This window comes from Methylobacterium sp. Leaf85, assembly GCF_001422125.1.
GTDB classification, from domain to species: Bacteria; Pseudomonadota; Alphaproteobacteria; order Rhizobiales; family Beijerinckiaceae; genus Methylobacterium; species Methylobacterium bullatum.
Genome location: NZ_LMME01000032.1, coordinates 240175 through 261280 on the forward strand (window position 1 = coordinate 240175; position 21106 = coordinate 261280).

A 21106-nucleotide genomic window follows, 5' to 3' on the forward strand; every position below is an offset into this window, starting at 1 on the left:
GACATCCGGACAATGAGGATACCAGCATGAGCATCGCGATCGTCGGCGCAGGCGCCATCGGCGGATTTCTGGGGGTTCGCCTCGCGAATATCGGCGAGGACGTCACCTTCATCGCACGCGGGGCCAATCTCGATGCCATCCGCTCCAACGGCATGCGCCTGATCGAGGAGAACGGCTCCGAGATCCACGTGAAGAACCTCACGGCCACCAAGTCCATGGAGGAGGCCGGCGTCCACGACGTGGTGCTCCTCACCGTGAAGGCGCATCAGGTCGGGCCGATCGCGGCCGACCTGCACCACCTCATCGGCCCCGACACCATCGTCGTGACCATGCAGAACGGCATCCCGTGGTGGTATTTTTCGGGTGGCCATGGCGGCGAACTCGCCGGGACGCACCTGGAAACCGCCGATCCGGGCCGGCTCATCGCGGAGTATCTGGACCCGAAGCATGTGATCGGCTCGGTGGTCTATCCGGCGGCCGTTCTCACCGAACCCGGCGTGGTCCAGGTGATCGAGGGCCACCGTTTCGGTCTCGGCGAACTCGACGGCAGCATGAGCCCGCGGGTCCAGGCCCTGGCTCAGCTCCTCATCAAGGCAGGTTTCCGTGCACCCGTCACCAGCGACATCCGCGCGGAGATCTGGCTCAAGCTCTGGGGCAATCTCAGCTTCAACCCGATCTCGGCGCTCGCGCACGCCACCCTGGTGGATATCTGCCAGTTCCCGGAGACGCGGGCGCTCGCCGCCGACATGATGCGCGAGGCGGAGACCATCGCGAACAAGCTCGGCATCACCTTCAAGCTCGGGATCGAGCGGCGCATCGCCGGGGCCGAGAAGGTCGGCGCGCACAAGACCTCGATGCTACAGGACGTGGAGGCCGGGCGGCCGATCGAACTCGAAGCCCTCGTCGGCTCGATCATCGAACTCGGTCGCCTCACCGACACCCCGACCCCGCATATCGGCACCGTCTATGCCCTGATGCGGCTGCTGTCCCAGAGCCTCGAACGGGCGCAGGGGCGCCTGTCCATCGCGACGGCCTGACCACCGTTTCCCCGGCGGTCGCCCGCGACCGCCGATCCGCATGAACATGTGCCGCTCCCCATGCGGCGGACCGCCTTCTCCTCCCCGAAGGCAACTGACGATGAGGACACAGCTACCATGGCCGAGACCGCAACCACCCTGCACGCCCTGATCCAGGCGGGCGCCGACGAGGCCACCGCCCTGTCGAGCCCCGGCGGCGTTCCCCTGACCTTCGGGACCCTGCGGGCGCTCACGGAGAGCACCATCGCTTCCCTCAACGCGCAGGGTATCGGCCGTGGCGACCGGGTCGCCATCGTGCTCGACAACGGCCCGGAAATGGCCGCCGCCTTCATCGCCATCGCGGCGGGCACCACCTCGGCGCCGCTGAACCCCGCCTACAAGGCCGACGAGTTCGAATTCTACCTGACCGATCTCAACGCCAAGCTGCTGGTGGCGGCGGAAGGCTCGCAGAGCCCGGCGGTGGCGGTGGCCGAGAAGCTCGGGGTGCCGGTGGTGCGCCTGACCCCGACGCCCGAGCAGGGCGCGGGCAGCTTCACCCTCGCCTTCCCCGCCGGAACCGTGACGCCGGCCGCCAATTCCGGCCCGGCCCATCCCGACGATATCGGCCTCGTGCTCCACACGTCGGGCACCACGTCGCGTCCGAAGATCGTCCCGCTGAAACAGTCGAACGTCTGCGCCTCGGCCCGCAACATCCGCACCACCCTCGCCTTCACGGACGAGGATCGCGGGCTCAACATCATGCCGCTGTTCCACATCCACGGCCTGATCGCCGGCATTCTGGCGCCGCTCTCGGCGGGCGGGCAGGTCTGCTGCACGCCGGGCTTCAACGCCCTGAAGTTCTTCGGCTGGATGGGGGAGGTCCGCCCGACCTGGTACACGGCGGTGCCGACCATGCACCAGGCGATCCTGGGCCGCGCCGCCCGCAACAAGGAGGTCATCGCCGCCAACCCGCTGCGCTTCATCCGCTCGTCCTCCTCCTCCATGCCGCCGCAGGTGATGAAGGAGATCGAGGAGGTGTTCGGCGCGCCGCTGCTGGAAGCCTACGGCATGACCGAGGCCGCCCATCAGATGGCCTCGAACCCGCTGCCGCCCCGGCCGCATTACGCCGGCTCGGTGGGCCTCGCCGCCGGCCCCGAGATCGCCATCGTCGACCATGACGGCGAGCCCCTGCCCGCCGGCGAGACCGGCGAGATCGTGATCCGCGGCGACAACGTGATGACCGGTTACGAGAACAACGAGAAGGCCAATGCCGAAGCCTTCACCAAGCAGGGCTGGTTCCGCACCGGCGACCAGGGCACGCTGACCCCGGAGGGCTACCTTTCGATCACCGGGCGCCTGAAGGAGATCATCAACCGCGGCGGCGAGAAGATCTCCCCGCGCGAGGTGGACGAAATCCTGATGGATCACCCGGCCGTGTCCCAGTGCATCACCTTCGCGATGCCGCACGACAAGCTCGGCGAGGACGTGGTGGCGGCCATCGTCCTGCGCGAGGGCCACGACGCCCTGTCGGAGAAGGAGCTGCGCGGCTTCGCCTCGGAGCGCCTCGCACCCTTCAAGGTGCCGGCCAAGATCATCTTCCTCGAGGAGATCCCGAAGGGCGCCACCGGCAAGCTCCAGCGCATCGGCCTCGCCCAGAAACTCGGACTGGCGTGACAGCGGGGGCATTCGCGCCCGCACTGGGAAAGACGTCCTCGGAAGCAGATCCGGGGACGGCCTTGCCTCACATGGCCCGTTTCCATCGATCGTAACGGCGCTTCGAGTGGACGGGCGTCGTTCGCGTTCCGCTATGAGGGCAGGAGCATCCTCAGCGAGAAATGCGCGCCCTTCACGTCGGGCGCCACGGTGAGCGGGCCGCCGAGCTGGCGGCCGAGATTGTTGATGATGCGCATGCCGAGGCTCGTACTCCGGGCCTGGGTCGGGTCGAACCCGTCCGGCAGGCCTGCGCCATCGTCGGCGACGCCGATGACGAGGCCCCCCTCCTCATGCGGACGGGCGGTGACCCGGATTTCACCCTCGCCGTCGGGATAGGCGTATTTGATCGCGTTGGTGACGAGCTCGTTGACGAAGAGCCCGAGCGGAATCGCGAGATCGGCCGGAATGTCGAGACGGACCGCCTCGCAGCGAATGACGTTGCGCCGGGCGCTTTCCTGAAGCTTGCCGCAGAGCGCTTCCAGGAAGCCCGAGACATCGATGGCACCGAGGGTCGGCTGGCGCCAGAGCTGATCGTGGACCGCGGCCACGGCCTCGACGCGGGTGCGCGCATCGACCAGGGCCTCCCTCACCTTCTCGTCGTCAGAGCCGCGAGCCTGGAGGGCCAGGAACCCGGCGACCACCGCGAGGCTGTTCTTGACCCGGTGGCTCATCTCGCGGGAGAGGAGGTCCTGCCGTTCCAGCGCCGCCTTCAGCCGCGCCTCGCCGCGCTGACGCTCGATGGCGCCGCCGAGGAGATTGGCGAAGCCCTGCATGAAGGCAATGTCCGCCTCCTCGAACTTGCCCTCGCGGGTGTCGTCCACTTCGAGCACGCCGTAATGCCCGTCGCGGTTGGCGATGAGCACGTTGATGGCCCGCTTGATGCCGTGGTCGGCCATGATCTGCGGCGTGCGAAACCGGGTCTCCACCTGAAGGTGATTGGAGATCACCGGCTGGCCGGTCTTGAGGGCAAAGCCCGCCGGGGACGCGAGATCGGCCCCTATGATGGCCTTGCCGACGACATCGTCCTTCCAGCCCACACCGGCGCAGATCAGCAGGCAGTCCTGCTCTCTGGAATATTCCAGCGCCTTGCAGAACTGAGCCTTCATGCCTTCCGCGCAGAGTTCTACGGCACGATGCAGCAGGGGCAGCAGCTCGGTGGCACGCAGGGCCTCGACGCCGAAATCCGAGAGCAGGGCCTGCTGACGCAGACGCAAGGCCAGGGCGGGTGAGACGTCGGTCATGGAAAATGGTCCTGCGACCGGCTGGATAGATGAGAAGGACGCCGTCTGCGTCTGTGCGGTGCCGGGAGGCCGGATGCAAGGGTGACGAGCGCAACGTGCCTGAGGACGGCACGGGGCGGACCGGATCGGCGGCGACGCTCCAGCAACAGCCCAAGCGGGAGGAGAATATCAGGGGCGGACGATAGATTACATAATAAGTAATTATAATGAAAAACGCGACAAAACGCGTCAGTGACTTGAGATTATTGCCTGATCGCGAAGCTTTCGCTATTCCCCGGCAAGCCGGAGGCGAAGGATCGGCGGATCAGCCGGCGTGATCGGGGGTAAGGATACGAGATGATCGACGAGAGAGCTGCCCGTGCCGTCCTCGTGGCGACGACGCTCCTGGCATCCGCCCCGGCACAGGCCCTGTCGATGAACGACCCGCTCACGGAATGGACCAAGGGCACGGCCATGGACCGCATGCAGATCGCCTCGCGTCTCGGCAAGTCGTTCAACAGCCTTAGCGAGAGTTTCACCGCCGGCTACTTCCTGAAATGCATCGATGACGTGGCCGCCTACGGCAACGCCAAGGCCGCCAGGATCGAGGACGCCATGCGCGAATGCGTGGCCGCGCGGATACCGCGCAGCCCGGACGCCGAATAGTCAGATCTCGATCTCGGTGCCGACCTCCACGAGCTGGCGAGTGGGGATGCAGAATTGCGCGCCGGTGGTCTCGGCGTTGCGTAGGAGGAAGGCGAAGATGGTCTCACGCCATGTCGCCATGCCCCGGTCGTCGCTCTTCGGGATGATGGTCTCGTGGCCGATGAAGATCGTCAGGTCGTCGAGGAACTCCTTCGGCAGGGTCCCGCATTCGACGGCGCATCGCAGTCCGTCGGGGATCGAGGCGTCCTCCATGAAGCCGTAATGCAGGACGAGGCGGAAGATGTCCGGGGTGATCTCGGTCACCTCGGCGCGCTCGGTCCGAGGCACGCTCGGCGCCTCCTCGTAGAGCGCGGTGACGAGCAGGATGCGCTTGTGCAGGGCACGGCTGCGCTCGACGAAACGCGACAGGTGGAGCGGAATGCCGCTCGTGGCCGAGGACAGGAAGGCCGCGTTGCCCGGCAGGGTGATCGGCGGCGCGCGGCGCAGTTGCTCGATGAACTCCGCCTCGGGCTGCCGCAACGACGCGCGGGCCTCCTCCACCAGGAGGTTGCCCTTGCGCCAGGTGAGCATCAGGAAGGCGACGAAGCCGGCCAGCACCAGGGGAAACCAGCCGCCCTCGAACAGCTTCACGCTGTTGGCGCCGAGGAAGACGAGATCGATGGCGAGGAAGAAGCCGTTGACCGCGAAGACCGCGACGGGGTTGTAGCCCCATTTCAACGCCACCAGGGCGGCGAGCAGGGTGGTGATCGCCATGAGCGACGACACGGCGATGCCATAGGCGCCGGCCAGCTTGTCGGAGGAACCGAAGGTGAGGACGGCCGTGAGAGTCGCGGCCGCCATCAGCCAGTTGATCACCGGCACGTAGATCTGCCCACGCTCCTCGCGCGCCGTGTGGATCACCCGCATGGGCGGCAGGAAGCCGAGCTGGATCGATTGCTGGGTGAGCGAGAACACGCCCGACACGATGGCCTGAGAGGCGATGACGGTGGCCAGCGTCGCGAGAGCGATCAGCGGGTAATAGGCCCAGTCCGGGCTGAGGCGGTAGAACGGGTTCTCGATCGCGTCGGGCTCCACCAGCAGCAGGCCGCCCTGGCCGAAATAGTGGATGACGAGGGCCGGCAGGACGAGGCCGAACCAGGCGAGGCGGATGGGTCTGGCGCCGAAATGGCCGAGATCGGCATACATCGCCTCGCCCCCGGTGACCGCGAGGAAGGCCGCGCCCAGCATGGCGAAGCTCACGTGCCAGCCGGCATGGACCAGGAAATCCACCGCGCGCCAGGGGTTGAGGGCACCCAGGATCTGAGGCGCGTGCCAGATGCCACCGAGGCCAAGGAGCGCCAGGACGACGAACCACACCACCATCACCGGGCCGAAGATGCGGCCGATGAAGGCGACACCCTTGCTCTGCACCAGAAACAGCCCGACCAGGATGGCGATGGTGATGGGCAGGACGGCATGGTCGAGGCCGGGGGCCGCCACCTTGAGCCCCTCCACCGCGCTCAAAACCGAGATCGCCGGGGTGATCGCGCCGTCGCCGTAGAGCAGGGCCGCGCCGACGAGGCCGACCACGAGGAGCGCGGCCTGACGCGTGCCGGGCCTGGCATGACGGGCGCCGAGCAGTGCCAGCATGGCGACGATGCCGCCCTCGCCCCTGTTGTCGGCACGCAGGATCAGCACCGCGTATTTCAGCGAGACGATGAGGATCAGGGCCCAGAAGATCAGCGACACCGCACCGACCACGGCGATGGCCTGGGGCGGGCCGCCGCCGGAGGCCGCCCGCACGGCTTCCTTGAAGGCGTAGAGCGGGCTGGTGCCGATATCGCCATAGACGATGCCGAGCGCCCCGAGGAGAAGAGGCAGGCCGGCGCGCGGAGGATCCGGGCGCTCCGCCGAAGCCCCATGGGCGGATACGTGTTGGGCCAAAGGGGCGTTTCCTTCCACGGGCAGCCCGGATGCGCTCGGGTCACCGCCTGACCGAACCTAGCGGTGGCGGCTCCACCGTCCAGGGAGGGATTTCATGAGTCACGGAGAGGTGAGGAAGCCTTGCCCCCTCGCATCGATGACGCCTGCCCGCTCGCCTGCCATATCGGCAACAGAGATCGGCAAAGGTGAGACCGAACTCCGTACAACGTCTTGGCGATGAACGCCTTGTTCGATCGTCACGATCGGCGGGAATTCCAGATTTTTAGGAGACGTCGATGGCCGGATTCGTCATCGAGGTTTCTCTCGCTGCGTCCTGTCGTAAGGCCTAGACCAGCCGCACCAAGGCCTCCGGGCATTCGCCGTCGCGGGCGATGCAGTGGACCGGAGCCGGCACATGACGGGCGATGGCGGCCGCCACCGTCTCTGGCGACGTCGGCGCGCCGAGGCTTTCGCAGACGACGACACCGAGCAGCGTCTGCCCGTGACAGCGCAGGGTCTCCGCCGCTGTGAGCGCGTGGCTGATCGCCCCGAGATAGCTGCCGGAGACGAGGATCGTCGGCAGGGCCAGGGCCCTGAGCCAGTCGAGACCGGTCGCTGCCGCCGTCACCGGGCTCATCAGGCCGCCGACGCCCTCGAAGACGAGGATCGTCTCCGGATCGGCATCCTGGATCCGGTCCTCGCACCAGCCGACGAGGTCGCAGAGGTGCAGGCTCCGCCCTTCGCGCGCGGCGGCGAGATCGGGGCCGAGCGGTGCGAGAAAGCGCCAGGGCGAGCAGGCCTCCACCGTCTCGGGCGTCACCGGCAATCCCTGGGCTTCCAGAAGGATCGCCGTGTCGCTCTCGCGAAACGACGGTTCGCCGAAAGGCGGCACACCGCTCGCCAGCGGCTTCAGGGTCGAAACGTCGTTCCCCCGGCGGCTCAGGGCGCGCGTCAGGGAAGCGGTGACGTAGGTCTTGCCGATCTCGGTCCCGGCGCCGGCGACGAAGACGGCGCGGGCACGCGTGCTCACTTCTCGACGAAGGCCTTCTCGATGACGTAGTGGCCGGCCTCGCCGTGATTACCCTCCTCGTAGCCCCCATCGGTGAGGAGCTGGCGGGTGTCGCGGATCATGTCCGGCGAGCCGCACAGCATGAAGCGGTCGTTCTCGACGGACATCGGCGGCAGACCGATATCCTCGAACAGCTTGCCGGAGGTCATCAGGTCGGTGATCCGGCCTCGGTTGCGGAAGGGCTCGCGGGTGACGGTGGGGTAATAGATCAGGCCGGCTGTGATGACCTCGCCGAGGAACTCGTGATTCGGCAGGTCCTGCGTGATCGTCTCGCCATAGGCGAGCTCGGAGACCTGGCGGCAGCCATGGACGAGGACGACCTTCTCGAAACGCTCGTAGGTCTCCGGGTCCTTGATGATCGACATGAACGGGGCCAGGCCCGTGCCGGTGCCGAGAAGGTAGAGGTTCTTGCCCGGCAGGAGGTTGTCGAGCACCAGAGTGCCGGTGGGCTTCTTGCCGACCATGATCGGATCGCCGACCTTGAGGTGCTGCAGCCGCGAGGTGAGCGGACCGTTCTCGACCTTGATCGAGAAGAACTCGAGTTCCTCCTCGTAATTGGCCGAGACCACGCTGTAGGCGCGAAGGAGGGGCCGGCCCTCGACTTCGATGCCCATCATCACGAACTCGCCGTTGCGGAAGCGGAACGCGGGATCGCGGGTCGTGCGGAAGGAGAACAGCGTGTCGGTCCAATGGTGGACGCTCAACACACGCTCCTCGTTGAACTTGCTCATCGACGGGTCCGTCTCAAACTTCGCTTGCGAATCTCGGCTTTCAGCCGGGTCTTCTCGCACCTGCGGCGCGCCCGTCAAGGCATAGCAGGCGCGCAGGCAGCGAAACCGCCAACTGTCTGGAATCGCTCTGACTTGAGGCATCGCCGCCACGGGGGATGCGACCTCGTGCCGATTCTGGCTCGTGACGATGCGGCAAGAAACGCAGGAAGTGGGGTTCGGCGCGCATTCCGGTGAGCGTCCGCCGGGATGGAGCGGTCGGGGGCCGGCCAGGGTGACGCCGCCCGCCTCAACGCGAGGCGGGCGGCGCTCATGGCTCCGGACGGGGCAGGTGCGATGGGCTTCGGCTCAGGCGGCGCGGACCGTGTGGAGGAACTTCTGCACCTCCAAGCTCAGGCGTTCGGCCTGCCGTGCCAGTTCCGATGAGGCGGAGAACACCTGGCCGGCGCTGGCGCCAGTCTCCTGCGCCGCTCGGGCGACGCCGGTGATGTTGGCGCTGACCTCGCCGGTGCCGATGGAGGCTTGCGCCACCGAGCCCGCGATCTCCCGGGTCGCGGCACCCTGCTGCGAGACCGATGCGGAGATGACGGCGGCCGTCTCGTCGATCCCGTGGATCGTCGAGGAGATCCCGTCGATGGCGCTGGTCGCCTGGCGGGTCGAGGATTGGATCGCCGCGATCTTCGCGGAGATTTCCGTCGTCGCCTTGGCGGTCTGGTTGGCGAGTTCCTTCACCTCTGAGGCGACCACCGCGAAGCCCCGGCCCGCCTCTCCGGCCCGCGCCGCCTCGATCGTCGCATTGAGAGCGAGGAGGTTTGTCTGGCCGGCGAGGTTGGAGATGAGGTTCACGACGTCGCCGATGCTGGCGGCGACTTCACGGAGCTCCGCGACCGCAAGTGCGGTCTGCTCCGCCTCGCGGACGGCGGCGGCCGTCATCTCCGCCGAACGTGCGACCTGTCGGCCGATCTCCGCCACAGAGGCACCGAGCTCCTCGGCCGAACCGGCCACGGCGGTGACGTTGGCCGAGGCTTCCTCCGCTGCCGTCAGGACCGCGCTGGACTGCGCCGACGTCTCCTCGGCGGAGGCCGTCAGCTGCGAGGCCGTGGCCTGCATCTCGGTGGCCGCCGCGGACACCATGCTCACGATCCCACCGACCGCCGCCTCGAACTCGTCGGCCAGGGTATGCATGCCGACCTTGCGTTCCGTCTCCGCGGCGAGGCGCAGGCGCTCGGTTTCGATCTCGAGGGCGCGGTTGCGGATCATGCCGTCCTTGAACACCTGCACCGCGCCCGCCATGGCACCGAGTTCGTCCGTGCGTGTCCGGTCCGGGATCGAGACTTCGACATCGCCAGCGGCGAGCCGGTTCATAGCGTCCGTCATTCCGCGGATCGGACGGGCGACCGTCAGCATGGAGAAGAGGGCCGACCCGCCCTGAAGGAGGATCGCCACGGCTCCGATCACGAGGCCCAGCACGCTCGCGGTTTCCACGGCGCCCATCGACGACAGCCGAGCCTCGTCCGTGAAGCGCTGCGCATTGGACAGCGATTGTTCGATGGCGAGGAGCGCCTTCCTGCGGGCGCCATTCCGCTGTTCCCCCGCCACCGCCAGGGCCGCCTCGTCGATCCTCTTGCGACCCTGGTCGTACGTGATGGTGGCCGCCGACTTGAGGGCGAGTTCCGTGAACTGCGCCAGCCCGGCATCGATGTCCTTGAGGACGTCGGGCTTCAGGGCGATACGGATCGGTGCCTTGAGTCCCTCATGGGCTGAATCGAAGCTCGTCCGGATCCGGCCGACGGCCTCCTTGTAGGTCTCCTCCGCTTCGGACAGGCGCGCGTCGCGGACGGCGACCTGGATCTGGGACAAGGCGAGCTGCGCGTTCTTGATGCCGTCGAGGATCGTCTGCTCCCGACTGACGGCTTCGATCGATTGAGTGATCCTTTGGTTGCCCATCCACTGGTTGGCGACCAATCCAACCGCCAGTAGAATTCCGAGACCTGAGAACAATCCCAACTTCTTTGCGATCGATAACTTCGACATCGTTCAGCCTGGATTTCGATAGGACGGGAGGGTGTCGGGGGCCTGTTTACTGCTCTTGCCGACGGGAGGTTTCGCCTCCGTTGTCCATTATCACGAATACAAACTAAACATTCGTTAATTGGAATCGATTTCGAGTGAAAACTACATTCAATAGTGTAATCTGTAAGATTCAAGCTATATTCTAGTCCAATTCTCTTCCTGTCCGAATCCCGGCTCCACCATCTTCAGAATCAGCCGCTATAGGGGAGTAAGATCGTATCGCTAGCATGGTGCAGTTGTCTGGGGGTGGGCACGATCACCGGCAGAGCCGGCCCGATCTACCTGCCAGGGGCTGCATGCAGACGAGGGGATCATCGCCCATCGGGGCGATGCTTTCCTTTGGAATGCAGCGGGCGCGTCGAATGGCCCGTTCGCGGCTTCGTTCGAGCGACATCGCGCCGACGAGGCAGGTGATGGCGGCCCGAGCGCCCGCCTCCCGTTCCATCGGCCGCTCCGCCGCAGCCGATCCGGGTCGGCGCTCGTCATCTCGTGAAACCTGCCTGGTCCGGTGACCTTGCGATCACAGGGGCTTCAGACCCGCTTCGATCTCGGCGCGTCGACCTTCGAGGAAGGGCGGCAGGGACAAGCGCTCGCCCAGAGTCTCCAATGGCTCGTCGGCGGTGAAGCCGGGACCGTCGGTGGCGATCTCGAACAGGATGCCGTTGGGTTCGCGAAAATAGAGGCTGCGGAAGTAATAGCGGTCCACCGGCCCGCTGGAAGGCATGCGGCGCTGCCTCAGCCGGTCGGCCCAACTGCCGTAATCCGCATCGGGGATGCGGAAGGCGACGTGGTGGACCGCCCCCGCTCCCTGCCGCGCGGGCGGCAGGCCGGGTTCTTCCAAGAGGTGGAGCTCAGCCCCCGCGCCCCCCTCGCCCATCTGCCAGACGCGAACCTCGCCCTCCAGCATGTCATAGCTCCGGGCGTGGCTCATGCCGAGCACCTCGGCGAGCACGGCCTCCGTCGCCCCGATCCGCGCGAGGCTGAGGCGGATCGGTCCGAGGCCCCGGATCTGGCGCTCCACCGGCACCGGGCCGGCGGGCCAGGGATGGGCTTCGCCTGCGCCGCCGTCATCCACCAGCATCAGACGCTGGCCCTCCGCATCCTCGAAATCCAAGGTGAGGCGGCCGTCGCGCAGGATCGGCTCTTCGTGGGTCACCCCCTCGCGGGCGAGATGCTCGTGCCACCAGGCGATCGTCCCCTCGCCCGAGACGCGGAACGCCGTCCGGACGATACTGTCGGTGCCGCGGCGCTCGGGGGGCGCCGGCCAGTCGAAGAACGTCATGTCGGTGCCGGGCGCGGCGATGCCGTCGGCGTAGAACAGGTGGTAGGCCGAGACGTCGTCCTGGTTCACCGTCTTCTTCACGAGACGCAGCCCGAGAATCCGCGTGTAGAAGGCCGCGTTGTCGGCGGCGCGCGCGGTGATGGCGGTGAGGTGGTGAAGTCCGGTGAGGTGCATCGGCCTGTCCTGCGAATGACGATGTCCCGCTGACATGGGTCGTCCGTCCACGGAATGCGATGGCCCCACGCATCATCCGGGAAAGCGGCCCGCCCCTGGGCCGGAGCGGGATGCGCGATACATCCCTCCGCTCACCGCCATTGGAGCCCTGTGCATGCCCCATCTGCTCTACGTCGAAGCGTCACCGCGCAAGGAGCGCTCGGCGTCGATCGAAGTCGCCCGCGCCTTCCTGGATGCCTGGGGAGAGACGCATCCGGAGGGCACTGTGGACGTACTCGACGTCTGGACCACACCGCTTCCGGATTTCGACGGGGAGGCGCTGGCCGGCAAATACGCGGCGCTGGCGGGTGACGTCCTGAGCCCGGCGCAGGAGGAGGCCTGGGTCGCCATCCGCGCCCTGGCGGCCAGGTTCCAGGCCGCCGACCTGATCCTGTTCGCGGTGCCGATGTGGAACTACACCATCCCCTACAAGCTCAAGCACCTGTTCGATCTGGTCTCCCAGAAGGACCTGCTCTTCACCTTCGACGAGCGCGGCCAGAACGGAATGCTCGAGGCGAAGGCGGTCGTCGTCAATGCGCGGGGCGTCGCCATCGGCGAGGATTTCCCCGCCGAGATCTACGATCACCAATCGACCTACATGGCGACCTGGCTGCGCATGGTCGGCATCACCGATGTCCACCAGATCGCGGTGGAGAAGGGTCTGATGGGAGCCGATCTCGACCGGGAATCCCGCGAGCAGGCCCGCGCCGAGGCCGGAGCCCTGGCGCGAACGCTGTAGGGCCCCGGCTTCAGAAAGCGCCGGCCAGGAGACCGAGGCCGGCGGCGGCGAAAGCGGCGCCGGCGACACGCAGGGCCGGACGCCCATTCCCCTCACCGAGACGCCCCATGCCGAGGCCGAGACCGAGGCCCGCGGCGTGAAGCAGGGCGGTGGCGGCCACGAAGCCGGCGCCATAGGCGAGACCGGAGGCCGCCTCCGGCATTTCGGCGCCGTGCGCATGGCCGTGGAACACCGCAAAGACACCCACGAGGGCCATGGCCGCCGCGACCGGCATCGTCAGCCGCAGGGCGACGGCGGCACCGAGCACGGCCACGGACAGGGCGATGGCGGTCTCCACATGCGGGAGCGCCACGCCGGCCGCGCCGAGAGCGCCGCCCACCATCATCATGCCGATGAACGACAGCGGGACGAGGACCATCGCCCGGCCGCCGACCTGCGCGGCGACGAGGCCCACCGCCACCATGGCGAGCATGTGGTCGAGACCGGTCAGGGGATGCAGGAACCCATGGGCGAGGCCCGACGCATCGCCCTGCCCGGTATGGGCGAGGGCAGGACCGGCCATGAGACCGAGCGCCAGACCCGGCAGAATTCGAACGCAGCGTCTCATTCCCACTCTCCCCGAAGCCCTAGAGGCCGTCACGCGCCCTGAATGCCGGACGTGACCGGTCCTGGCAACGGTCGTGCCGACGATGGCGAGGGCCTTCTTCCGCGGGTCCCGGCTCGCCTTCCGTTGTGGTCCAAGCGGCCAGGAAAGACAGAGGGCCGAGGGATGGCGAGCCCGGCACGGCCTGTCCCATCGCAGCGACGGGGCGGATGACCCCGCCCCTTTCCCGGCCACCTGCAGCGAAGCGGAAGGTCGCCGGGAACGAGCGCAAAGATCGGGCGGAGCCGTCCTCAGAAATGCCGCGCCAGCACCTCGCGGACGCGCTCGACCATCTCGTCTTCCTTCACCGAGAACTGGGCCGGGCGCGCCGCCTTCCATTCGGCGTTGCTGGCGATGGCACCCGCCGCCTTGGCGCCCTCGATCAGATCCTTGACCTGCACTTCGCCGGCCTCGCGCTCGTTGGAGCCCTGGATGATCGCGCAGGGGCTGCCGCGCCGGTCGGCGTATTTCATCTGCGCCTTCATGCCCGAGCCGCCGAGATAGAGTTCGGCGCGGATGCCGGCCTCACGCAGGCGCGCCACGAGGCGCTGGTAATCGGCGATGTTGTCGCGGTCGAGGACCAGCACCACCACCGGGCCGGGCTTCGCGGTGCCTTCGAGAAGCGGGCTTCCGGTGAGCTGTAGCGCCGAGAACAGCCGCGACACGCCGATGGAGAAGCCGGTGGCCGGCACGGGCTCGGCGCGGAAGCGCCCGACGAGGCCGTCATAGCGACCGCCGCCCGCCACCGATCCGAAGCGCACGGTCTGGCCGTCTTCGTTGGTGACCGGGAAGGTCAGCTCGGCCTCGTAGACCGGGCCGGTATAGTATTCGAGGCCGCGCACCACCGAGGGGTCGGCCCGGATGCGGTCGTGGCCATAGCCCGCCGCCGCACAGAGGCGCATGATGGCGTGCAGTTCGGCGATGCCTTCGCGGCCGGTCTCGGACGAGCCGACCACATCGCTCCAGGAGCCGAAGAACTGCTCCCAGAACGCCATCCGGTCGCCCTCTGCGTCGGGAGCGGCCTGGAACGAGACGTAGGCGAGGATTCGCTCGATGGCGTCGGGCGCGAGCCCTGCCCCCTTCGCGAAATCACCGCTCTCGTCCTTGCGCCCCTCGCCGAGGAGTTGGCGCACGCCCTCGACGCCCAGGCGGTCGAGCTTGTCGATGGCGCGCAATACGGTGAGGCGCTGCCCGGCCTTGTCCTCGCCCGAGAGGCCGATCGCCTCCATGACGCCGTCGAGCACCTTCCGGTTGTTGACCTTGATGACGTACCGGCCAGACAGGCCGAGTTTTTCGAGCGTGTCGGCCATCAGCATGCAGATCTCGGCATCCGCCGCGACGGAGCCCGCGCCGACGATGTCGGCATCGCATTGCATGAACTGGCGGAAGCGGCCCGGGCCCGGCTTCTCGTTGCGGAAGACGTAGCCGGCGCGGAAGCTGCGATAGGGTTTGGGGATCGCGTCGAAATGCTCGGCCACGTGGCGGGCGAGCGGCGCGGTGAGATCGTAGCGAAGGGACAGCCAGGATTCATCGTCGTCCTGGAACGAGAACACGCCCTCGTTGGGGCGGTCGAGATCGGGCAGGAACTTGCCGAGGGACTCGGTGTATTCGACGAAGGGGGTCTCCAGCGCCTCGAACCCGTAGAGCTCGAAGCTCTGGCGGATCGTCTCCAGCATCCGGTGCTGCGCGGCGATCTCGTCGGCGCGGCGGTCCACGAAGCCGCGCGGCAGGCGCGCCTTCAGCGTGTCGGCCTTCGTGGAATCGGCCTTCTTGGGATCGGCCTTGGCCATGGTGTCTTCGCTTTGCGTTCGGTCTGTCGGTGTCAGCCGGGCTCTATCCCGCGCGCTCCCGAGCGGCAAGCGCGTCGGGCGTGGCAAGGGATGTCGTCGTCAGAGCTTCAGGGCCAGCAGCGCACACAGGCTGAGGATGGCGATGGGGATCTGCGTCGGGCGCAGGCGTGCGAAGAAAAGCGGCGCCTCCCCGGTGCGGGCGGCGATGGGATCGAGGATCGCCACGGTGGTGAAGCCGGCAATCAGGAGGGCGATGGCCACCACCGTCAGGCCGAGGGAAGCGGAGACCAGGGCGACGAAGCCGAGGCCGAACAGTCCGAGCATGGTGGCGATCTGGATGAAGGTGGGGCCGCCCTCGGTGCGGAAGCTGACGCCGCGTCGCACGCCCGACAGGAACAGCAGGATGGCGCAGCCCCAGAGGATGGTGAGGTAGAGGATCGCATCCCCGAGATCGTCGCGCCGCCACCAAGCCAGTGCCGCGCCGATGGTAAAGGGCAGCATCGGGCCGTAACCGAAGACGATGCCGAGCCAGGGCACGGCACGGGGTTCGCTCACGGTGAACGTACGCTTGTCGTCCCGACCCATTCCGTCACCGCTTCTCGCTGTGCTTCGCCGGGCAACCCTCCCACCGGAGCGGGGTTCCGGCATGCACTGCGCATCGATCGGCGTCGGAGTCCAAGCGCGGCTGTTTTCACGTGCAACACGCAGCTCGCATCCCGAAACGGAAAACGCCCCGACGCGCAGAGCGGCCGAGGCGTTTCCGGGATCGACGATGTCTCGCCGAATCAGGAAGCCAGCGGTCCGGTCTGCCCGGCCTGCTGGTTCTGGGCCTCGAAGGCCTTCTGGCGGTAGAGGCCGACGAAATCGATCGGGTCGATATACAGGGGCGGGAAGCCACCGTTGCGCACGGCCTCGGCGATGATCTGGCGCGCGAAGGGGAAGAGCAGGCGCGGGCACTCGATCATCACGGCCGGATGCAGCTGATCCTGCGGGATGTTGCGCATGCGGAAGATGCCGGCATAGTTCAACTCGAAGGCGAACAGCACTTCGTTGTTGATCTTGGCATCGCCTTCCAGGGTCAGCTCGACCTCGAAATCGGCCTCGGCCAACTGCTTGGCATTGACGTTGACCTGAATGTTGATCTGCGGGCCGCTTTCCTGCGGCTGGAGCGAGCGCGGCGCGTTCGGGTTCTCGAAGGAGAGATCCTTGGCGTATTGCGCCAGGGCGTTGATGGCGGGCGACTGGTCTTCGGCGGGAGCCGCGCCGTTGCCGTTCGGTGCCGGGGTGTCGGCCATGGCGTTCTCGTCCTCTTTCGCGGGGTCTTTCGGGGCACCTCGGCGATCCGCTGCGCGGCGTATCGTCTGATCGTCGCAGGGCCGGGTCCGAGCGACAGCGCGCTAACACGATGGGCCACCTCGGACAAGACGAGCGGCAGGAGCAGGCGAGGCGCGAGTGCCGGGAGTTCGGCCCGTGAAACGAAGCCGTCTCCGAACTCGGCGATCCGCACTTGACCCTGAACCCTCCGGCATGGCCACTCCTTGGCTGGATACGGCGCGCGGCGAGTCCCATATGCGGGCTGAGATCGTGGGTCGCGTCCTCCTCATCCAGGGCGGGATCCTTGGATTCTCCGGCTCGATCCTTGCGCGGCGCTCCGATAAAGGGCGTAGCGGTGGGATTTTCGGGAGCCCCCTCGAACACACATATCGTGCGACGGCCACGATCGGATCGGTGATGCAGGATTCCTTCGATTTGACGACCCTGATCTTTTTGGCGCTCGCGGTGTTCGTCATCTGGCGGCTCCGGTCGGTGCTCGGGCAGAAGACCGGAACCGAGCGCTCGCCGTTCAAACCGGTGGACCGGAGCCGCAATCCGCCGCCGGCGCGGTCGGACGGCGACAACGTGGTGCGCCTGCCGGGCGCGGACCGCGGCCAGCCGCAGAGCGATTCGGCACCCGCCGCAATCGCCGAGGTCCGTGACTGGCGGGGCATCGCCGAGCCCGGCTCGGCCGTCGCCCAAGGGCTCGAAGCCATCGTCCAGGCGGAGCCGAGCTTCGACCCCCGTGCCTTCGTGGAGGGCGCGAAGGGCGCCTATGAAGCCATCGTGATCGCCTTCGCCAAGGGCGACCGCAAGACCCTCCGTAGCCTGCTCTCGCGGGAGGTCTGCGAAGGGTTCGAGCGCGAGATCACCGCCCGCGAATCGCGCCGTGAGACGGTCGAGACCACCTTCGTCTCCCTCGACAAGGCGGAGATCGTCGCCGTGGACGTCCGCAACAAGGTGGCGCAGGTGACGGTGCGGTTCCTCTCACACCTCATCACCGCCACCCGCAACGCCGAAGGTCAGGTCATCGACGGCAATGCCGAGGCCGTGGCCGAAGTGCCGGACGTGTGGACCTTCGCCCGCACGCTGGGCAGCCGCGATCCGAACTGGCAGCTGGTGGCCACGGAAGCCGGCGCCTGAGGATCCAGGGTTTGTCGTGAGTGGGTTTTTCAATCGGGCGTCCGCCGTCGCCCTGGCTCTCGTCGCTGGCTGTCTCCCCGGCCCGGTCGCTCTCGCGGCCGGGCCGCTTCGCGTGGGAGAGGCGATTCTGGAGCCGGTGGACCTCGTGACGCTGCCGGGATTTCCCGGCCCCGACCCGGTCGCCTCCCTCGACGCGTTCCGCCGGACCTGCGCCGCCCCCCCGGTGGAAATCGCCTCGACCGTCGCCGGCGCGGCGGAAGATCTCGCCGCCGCCTGCAGCCGTGCCGCGTCGGTCGAGCCTCAGGAGGCCGGGGCCTTCTTCGCGCGGAATTTCGATGCCTATCGCATCGTCAGGCCGGGCGAGGCGGGTGGTCCGCCGCGCCGGACGGGCTTCCTCACCGGCTATTTCGAGCCTGAACTCACCGGCGCCCTCGTCGCCCGTCCCGGCTTCACCACCCCTGCCCTCGCCCGGCCGGACGATCTCGTGAGTCTCGCCCCCGGCGAGACGAAGCCCGGCCTCGACCCGGCCTTGCGGGCGGCACGGGCGACGGGGACCGGGTTCGAGCCCTATCCCGACCGGGCGTCCATCGAGGCGGGCGGGATCGGGGAGCGGGCCCGACCGCTCCTCTACCTGCGCGATCCGGTCGACCTCTTCGTGCTCCAGGTCCAGGGTTCGGGACGCGTGCGTCTTCCCGATGGGCGGGCCGTGCGCGTGCTCTATGACGGCCGCAACGGCCGTCCCTACACCTCGGTGGCCAAGCTCATCGTCCAGGCAGGACACCTGCCCCTCGAAGGCCTGACGCTGGCCCGCTGGACCGGCTGGCTCCGCGCCCATCCGGCCCTCGCCAAGCCGTTGATGCAGGCCAATGCCTCCTACATCTTCTTCCGCCTCGCCGAGGTGGAGGATGCCGGCCTCGGTCCTCCCGGAGCGGCCGGCGTACCGTTGACTCCGGGCCGCAGCCTCGCGGTCGATTCCACCCTGTGGCGCTATGGAACGCCGTTCTGGCTCGAGGGACGGATCGCGGGGGAGGATGCGCCGGGGCGTCTGGTGGTCGCCGCCGATACCGGCTCGGCCATCGTCGGTCCCGCGCGGGGCGACCTCTATCTCGGCACGGGCGAAGCGGCGGGGGTCGCCGCCGGCAACCTGCGCGATGCGGTCGGCTTCGTGGTCCTGCTGCCCAAGCCGCGTATGGCGCCCGTTCCATGAGGTTGCCGCGCAGACCCCGCGGCCTGTCGGGCGAGGATGCGTTCCTCTGGGGCGAGATCGCGCGGCTGATCACCCCGCTGCGCGGCCGTGCCGTGCCGATGGCCAAGACTCCGATGTCCGAGGTTCCGGCTGCGGGAGGTCCGCCTCTTCCGAAGAAGAGGCCGGAAGCGCCGGGGCTCGCCGCCAAACCCGTGACGAAGCCGGTCACGGATAAGACCGCCTCGCCCAGCGGCCGGCAGGCCCCGGCGAAACGCATCGTGAAGCCGATCCCCGCGCCCTCCCCGGTCGCGGCCCCGGCGACCGTCGTCACGGCGCCGCCTCTGCCCGGTCTCGAACGCAAGGCGCGCCTCGCCTTGCGGCGCGGATCGCTCAAGGTCGAGGCGCGGATCGACCTTCACGGAATGTATCAGGCCGAGGCTCATGGCGCCCTGGTCGGCTTCCTCATGCGCTGCCGCTCGGCGGGCCACGCCCATGTCCTCGTCGTCACCGGCAAGGGAGGCGGGGCGGGCTATGACGAGGCGTTCTCGGAGCGCGGCGTCCTGCGCCGTCAGGTTCCCCACTGGCTGCGCTCGCCGGAACTGCGCAGCATCGTCATCGGCTTCGAGGAGGCGGCACGCCACCACGGTGGCGCGGGCGCGCTGTATGTGCGTCTGAGGCGTCGCTGAGGCGTCTGTCCCCACCGCGTCTCGCGAAGGCCACAGCCGGCTCGCCCTGCGCTCGCGCGAGTGGGACTTGAGCCGGATGCGAAAACGCGATATGCGGGAAGTCCCTCCTTTTACGCCGTGTTGCATCCGAGAGCCACAGGCTCCCTCAAGACGATGCGCGGAGCCGGTCTTTACCGACGCTTCGACATAGGTGCCGACAAGGCATCCGGCGCTTCTCCGACTGTCCCGCCCGATCAACCCTCGTCCATCGTCGGTTCTCATTCTCCCATGACGTCACAGAACGACTCCCTCATTCCCGTTGATCCGCCGGCCGAAGTCGGGTTGGTCGCGGCCGATCTCAGTCAGCATCGCGAGGTCAAGCTTCAGGATCTGAAGTCGAAGACCCCCACCGACCTGATCGCCTTCGCGGAGGAGGTCGAGGTCGAGAACGCCTCCACCATGCGCAAGCAGGAGCTGATGTTCTCCATCCTGAAGCAGCTCGCTGCCAAGGAGGTCGAGATCATCGGCGCCGGCACGGTGGAAGTGCTGCAGGATGGGTTCGGCTTCCTTCGCTCTTCGGAATCGAACTACCTGCCGGGCCCCGACGACATCTATATTTCACCCACTCAGATCCGCCGTTTCGGCCTGCGGACCGGCGATACCGTCGAGGGACCGATCCGCGGTCCCAAGGACGGTGAACGCTACTTCGCCCTGCTCAAGGTGAACACGATCAACTTCGAGAACCCGGAGAAGATCAAGCACAAGGTCCATTTCGACAATCTGACGCCGCTGTTTCCGACCCAGCGCTTCAAGCTCGAACTCGATGCGCCGCCGAAGAAGGACTTCAGCCCGCGCATCATCGACATCGTGGCCCCCATCGGTAAGGGCCAGCGCGCCCTGATCGTGGCGCCGCCGCGCACCGGCAAGACCGTGCTGATGCAGAACATCGCGCAGTCCATCACCATCAACCACCCGGAATGCTACCTCATCGTGCTGCTCATCGACGAGCGCCCCGAGGAAGTCACCGACATGATTCGCTCGGTGAAGGGCGAGGTCATCGCCTCTACCTTCGACGAGCCCGCCACCCGCCACGTTCAGGTCGCCGAAATGGTGATCGAGAAGGCCAAGCGCCTCGTGGAGCATGGCCGGGACGTGGTCATCCTGCTCGATTCGATCACCCGCCTCGGACGCGCCTACAACACCGTGGTGCCGTCTTCCGGCAAGGTACTCACCGGCGGTGTCGACGCCAACGCGCTCCAGCGCCCCAAGCGCTTCTTCGGCGCGGCGCGCAACATCGAGGAAGGCGGCTCGCTCTCGATCATCGCCACCGCCCTCATCGACACCGGCTCGCGCATGGACGAGGTGATCTTCGAGGAGTTCAAGGGCACCGGCAACTCCGAGATCATTCTCGACCGCAAGGTCTCGGACAAGCGGATCTTCCCGGCCATCGACATCACCCGCTCGGGCACCCGCAAGGAAGAGCTCCTGGTCCCGCCGGATTCGCTCAAGAAGACCTACGTGCTGCGCCGCATCCTCAACCCGATGGGCGTCACCGACGCGATCGAGTTCCTCATGGACAAGCTGCGCCAGACCAAGAGCAACAATGACTTCTTCGATTCCATGAACACCTGAGAACGGTCCTCCCTCCAGCTCGGACGCCCGTCGATAGACGACGGGTGTTTCCTGGCGAGGGAGGATGCTTGTTCTCGACCTCGTGTCATCTCCTGCCGGGAGCTTGGAGAGA

18 protein-coding genes are annotated in these 21106 nt (G+C 67.5%); 8 read left to right on the forward strand and 10 right to left on the reverse strand.

Features of this window, described 5'->3' with window-relative positions:
* Positions 1 to 26: 26 nt before the first annotated feature.
* Both ASF08_RS18980 and ASF08_RS18985 read left to right on the forward strand, forming a co-directional pair.
* Entirely contained in the window at positions 27 to 1037 is a 1011-nt protein-coding gene (locus ASF08_RS18980; protein WP_056148533.1) for a ketopantoate reductase family protein, read from the forward strand.
* 117 nt (positions 1038 to 1154) lie between these two features.
* Positions 1155 to 2690, forward strand: a complete 1536-nt coding sequence (locus ASF08_RS18985) for an acyl--CoA ligase (RefSeq protein ID WP_056148537.1) — start codon at positions 1155 to 1157, stop codon at positions 2688 to 2690.
* A gap of 131 nt (positions 2691 to 2821) precedes the next feature.
* On the opposite strand, the gene ASF08_RS18990 is transcribed toward ASF08_RS18985, so the two are convergent.
* The gene (locus ASF08_RS18990; protein ID WP_056148540.1) at positions 2822 to 3970 is read right to left on the reverse strand and encodes a sensor histidine kinase; all 1149 of its coding nucleotides are present in this window, start codon (positions 3968 to 3970) and stop codon (positions 2822 to 2824) included.
* 336 nt (positions 3971 to 4306) lie between these two features.
* Here ASF08_RS18990 and ASF08_RS18995 point away from each other — a divergent pair, with 336 nt between their 5' ends.
* The gene (locus ASF08_RS18995; RefSeq protein ID WP_056148543.1) at positions 4307 to 4615 is read left to right on the forward strand and encodes a hypothetical protein; all 309 of its coding nucleotides are present in this window, start codon (positions 4307 to 4309) and stop codon (positions 4613 to 4615) included.
* Here the strand turns inward: ASF08_RS18995 and ASF08_RS19000 are convergent, their stop codons facing one another.
* The 5 genes from ASF08_RS19000 to ASF08_RS19025 form a co-directional block, all read right to left on the reverse strand.
* A complete protein-coding gene (locus ASF08_RS19000; protein WP_056148545.1) occupies positions 4616 to 6538 on the reverse strand; it encodes a potassium transporter Kup in 1923 nt (640 codons plus the stop codon). It abuts the gene before it with no gap.
* 325 nt (positions 6539 to 6863) lie between these two features.
* The gene (gene bioD, locus ASF08_RS19005) at positions 6864 to 7547 is read right to left on the reverse strand and encodes a dethiobiotin synthase (RefSeq protein ID WP_056148549.1); all 684 of its coding nucleotides are present in this window, start codon (positions 7545 to 7547) and stop codon (positions 6864 to 6866) included.
* A complete protein-coding gene (locus ASF08_RS19010; protein WP_056148553.1) occupies positions 7544 to 8317 on the reverse strand; it encodes a ferredoxin--NADP reductase in 774 nt (257 codons plus the stop codon). The genes bioD and ASF08_RS19010 overlap by 4 nt, the downstream gene beginning before the upstream one ends.
* Before the next feature lie 345 nt (positions 8318 to 8662).
* Positions 8663 to 10315 (reverse strand): methyl-accepting chemotaxis protein, encoded by a 1653-nt coding sequence (locus tag ASF08_RS19015; protein ID WP_373321265.1) that lies wholly within the window; start codon positions 10313 to 10315, stop codon positions 8663 to 8665.
* A 592-nt stretch (positions 10316 to 10907) separates the two neighbouring features.
* Positions 10908 to 11843, reverse strand: coding sequence for a ring-cleaving dioxygenase (locus ASF08_RS19025; protein WP_056148563.1), 936 nt, complete (start codon positions 11841 to 11843; stop codon positions 10908 to 10910).
* A 154-nt stretch (positions 11844 to 11997) separates the two neighbouring features.
* On the opposite strand from ASF08_RS19025, the gene ASF08_RS19030 reads away from it, so the two are divergent.
* Positions 11998 to 12621 carry an FMN-dependent NADH-azoreductase gene (locus tag ASF08_RS19030; RefSeq protein ID WP_056148566.1) on the forward strand — a complete coding sequence of 208 codons (624 nt, stop codon included), beginning with the start codon at positions 11998 to 12000 and terminating at the stop codon, positions 12619 to 12621.
* Positions 12622 to 12631: 10 nt separating this feature from the next.
* Here ASF08_RS19030 and ASF08_RS19035 read toward each other — a convergent pair whose 3' ends face one another.
* The 4 genes from ASF08_RS19035 to secB form a co-directional block, all read right to left on the reverse strand.
* Positions 12632 to 13228, reverse strand: coding sequence for a HupE/UreJ family protein (locus tag ASF08_RS19035; RefSeq protein WP_056148570.1), 597 nt, complete (start codon positions 13226 to 13228; stop codon positions 12632 to 12634).
* A gap of 287 nt (positions 13229 to 13515) precedes the next feature.
* Entirely contained in the window at positions 13516 to 15054 is a 1539-nt protein-coding gene (gene hisS / locus ASF08_RS19040) for a histidine--tRNA ligase (RefSeq protein WP_056148573.1), read from the reverse strand.
* Between the two features lie 99 nt (positions 15055 to 15153).
* A complete protein-coding gene (locus ASF08_RS19045; RefSeq protein ID WP_056148578.1) occupies positions 15154 to 15639 on the reverse strand; it encodes a DUF3429 domain-containing protein in 486 nt (161 codons plus the stop codon).
* 200 nt (positions 15640 to 15839) lie between these two features.
* Positions 15840 to 16349, reverse strand: coding sequence for a protein-export chaperone SecB (gene secB, locus ASF08_RS19050; RefSeq protein ID WP_018045838.1), 510 nt, complete (start codon positions 16347 to 16349; stop codon positions 15840 to 15842).
* A 436-nt stretch (positions 16350 to 16785) separates the two neighbouring features.
* On the opposite strand from secB, the gene ASF08_RS19055 reads away from it, so the two are divergent.
* The 4 genes from ASF08_RS19055 (at position 16786) to rho (ending at position 20994) form a co-directional block, all read left to right on the forward strand.
* The gene (locus tag ASF08_RS19055) at positions 16786 to 17511 is read left to right on the forward strand and encodes a Tim44/TimA family putative adaptor protein (protein ID WP_056148841.1); all 726 of its coding nucleotides are present in this window, start codon (positions 16786 to 16788) and stop codon (positions 17509 to 17511) included.
* Between the two features lie 16 nt (positions 17512 to 17527).
* Positions 17528 to 18718, forward strand: coding sequence for a murein transglycosylase A (mltA, locus tag ASF08_RS19060; protein WP_200931880.1), 1191 nt, complete (start codon positions 17528 to 17530; stop codon positions 18716 to 18718).
* Entirely contained in the window at positions 18715 to 19383 is a 669-nt protein-coding gene (locus ASF08_RS19065) for a Smr/MutS family protein (RefSeq protein WP_056148581.1), read from the forward strand. The genes mltA and ASF08_RS19065 overlap by 4 nt, the downstream gene beginning before the upstream one ends.
* A 267-nt stretch (positions 19384 to 19650) precedes the next feature.
* A complete protein-coding gene (gene rho / locus ASF08_RS19070; RefSeq protein ID WP_056148583.1) occupies positions 19651 to 20994 on the forward strand; it encodes a transcription termination factor Rho in 1344 nt (447 codons plus the stop codon).
* Positions 20995 to 21106 lie beyond the last annotated feature (112 nt).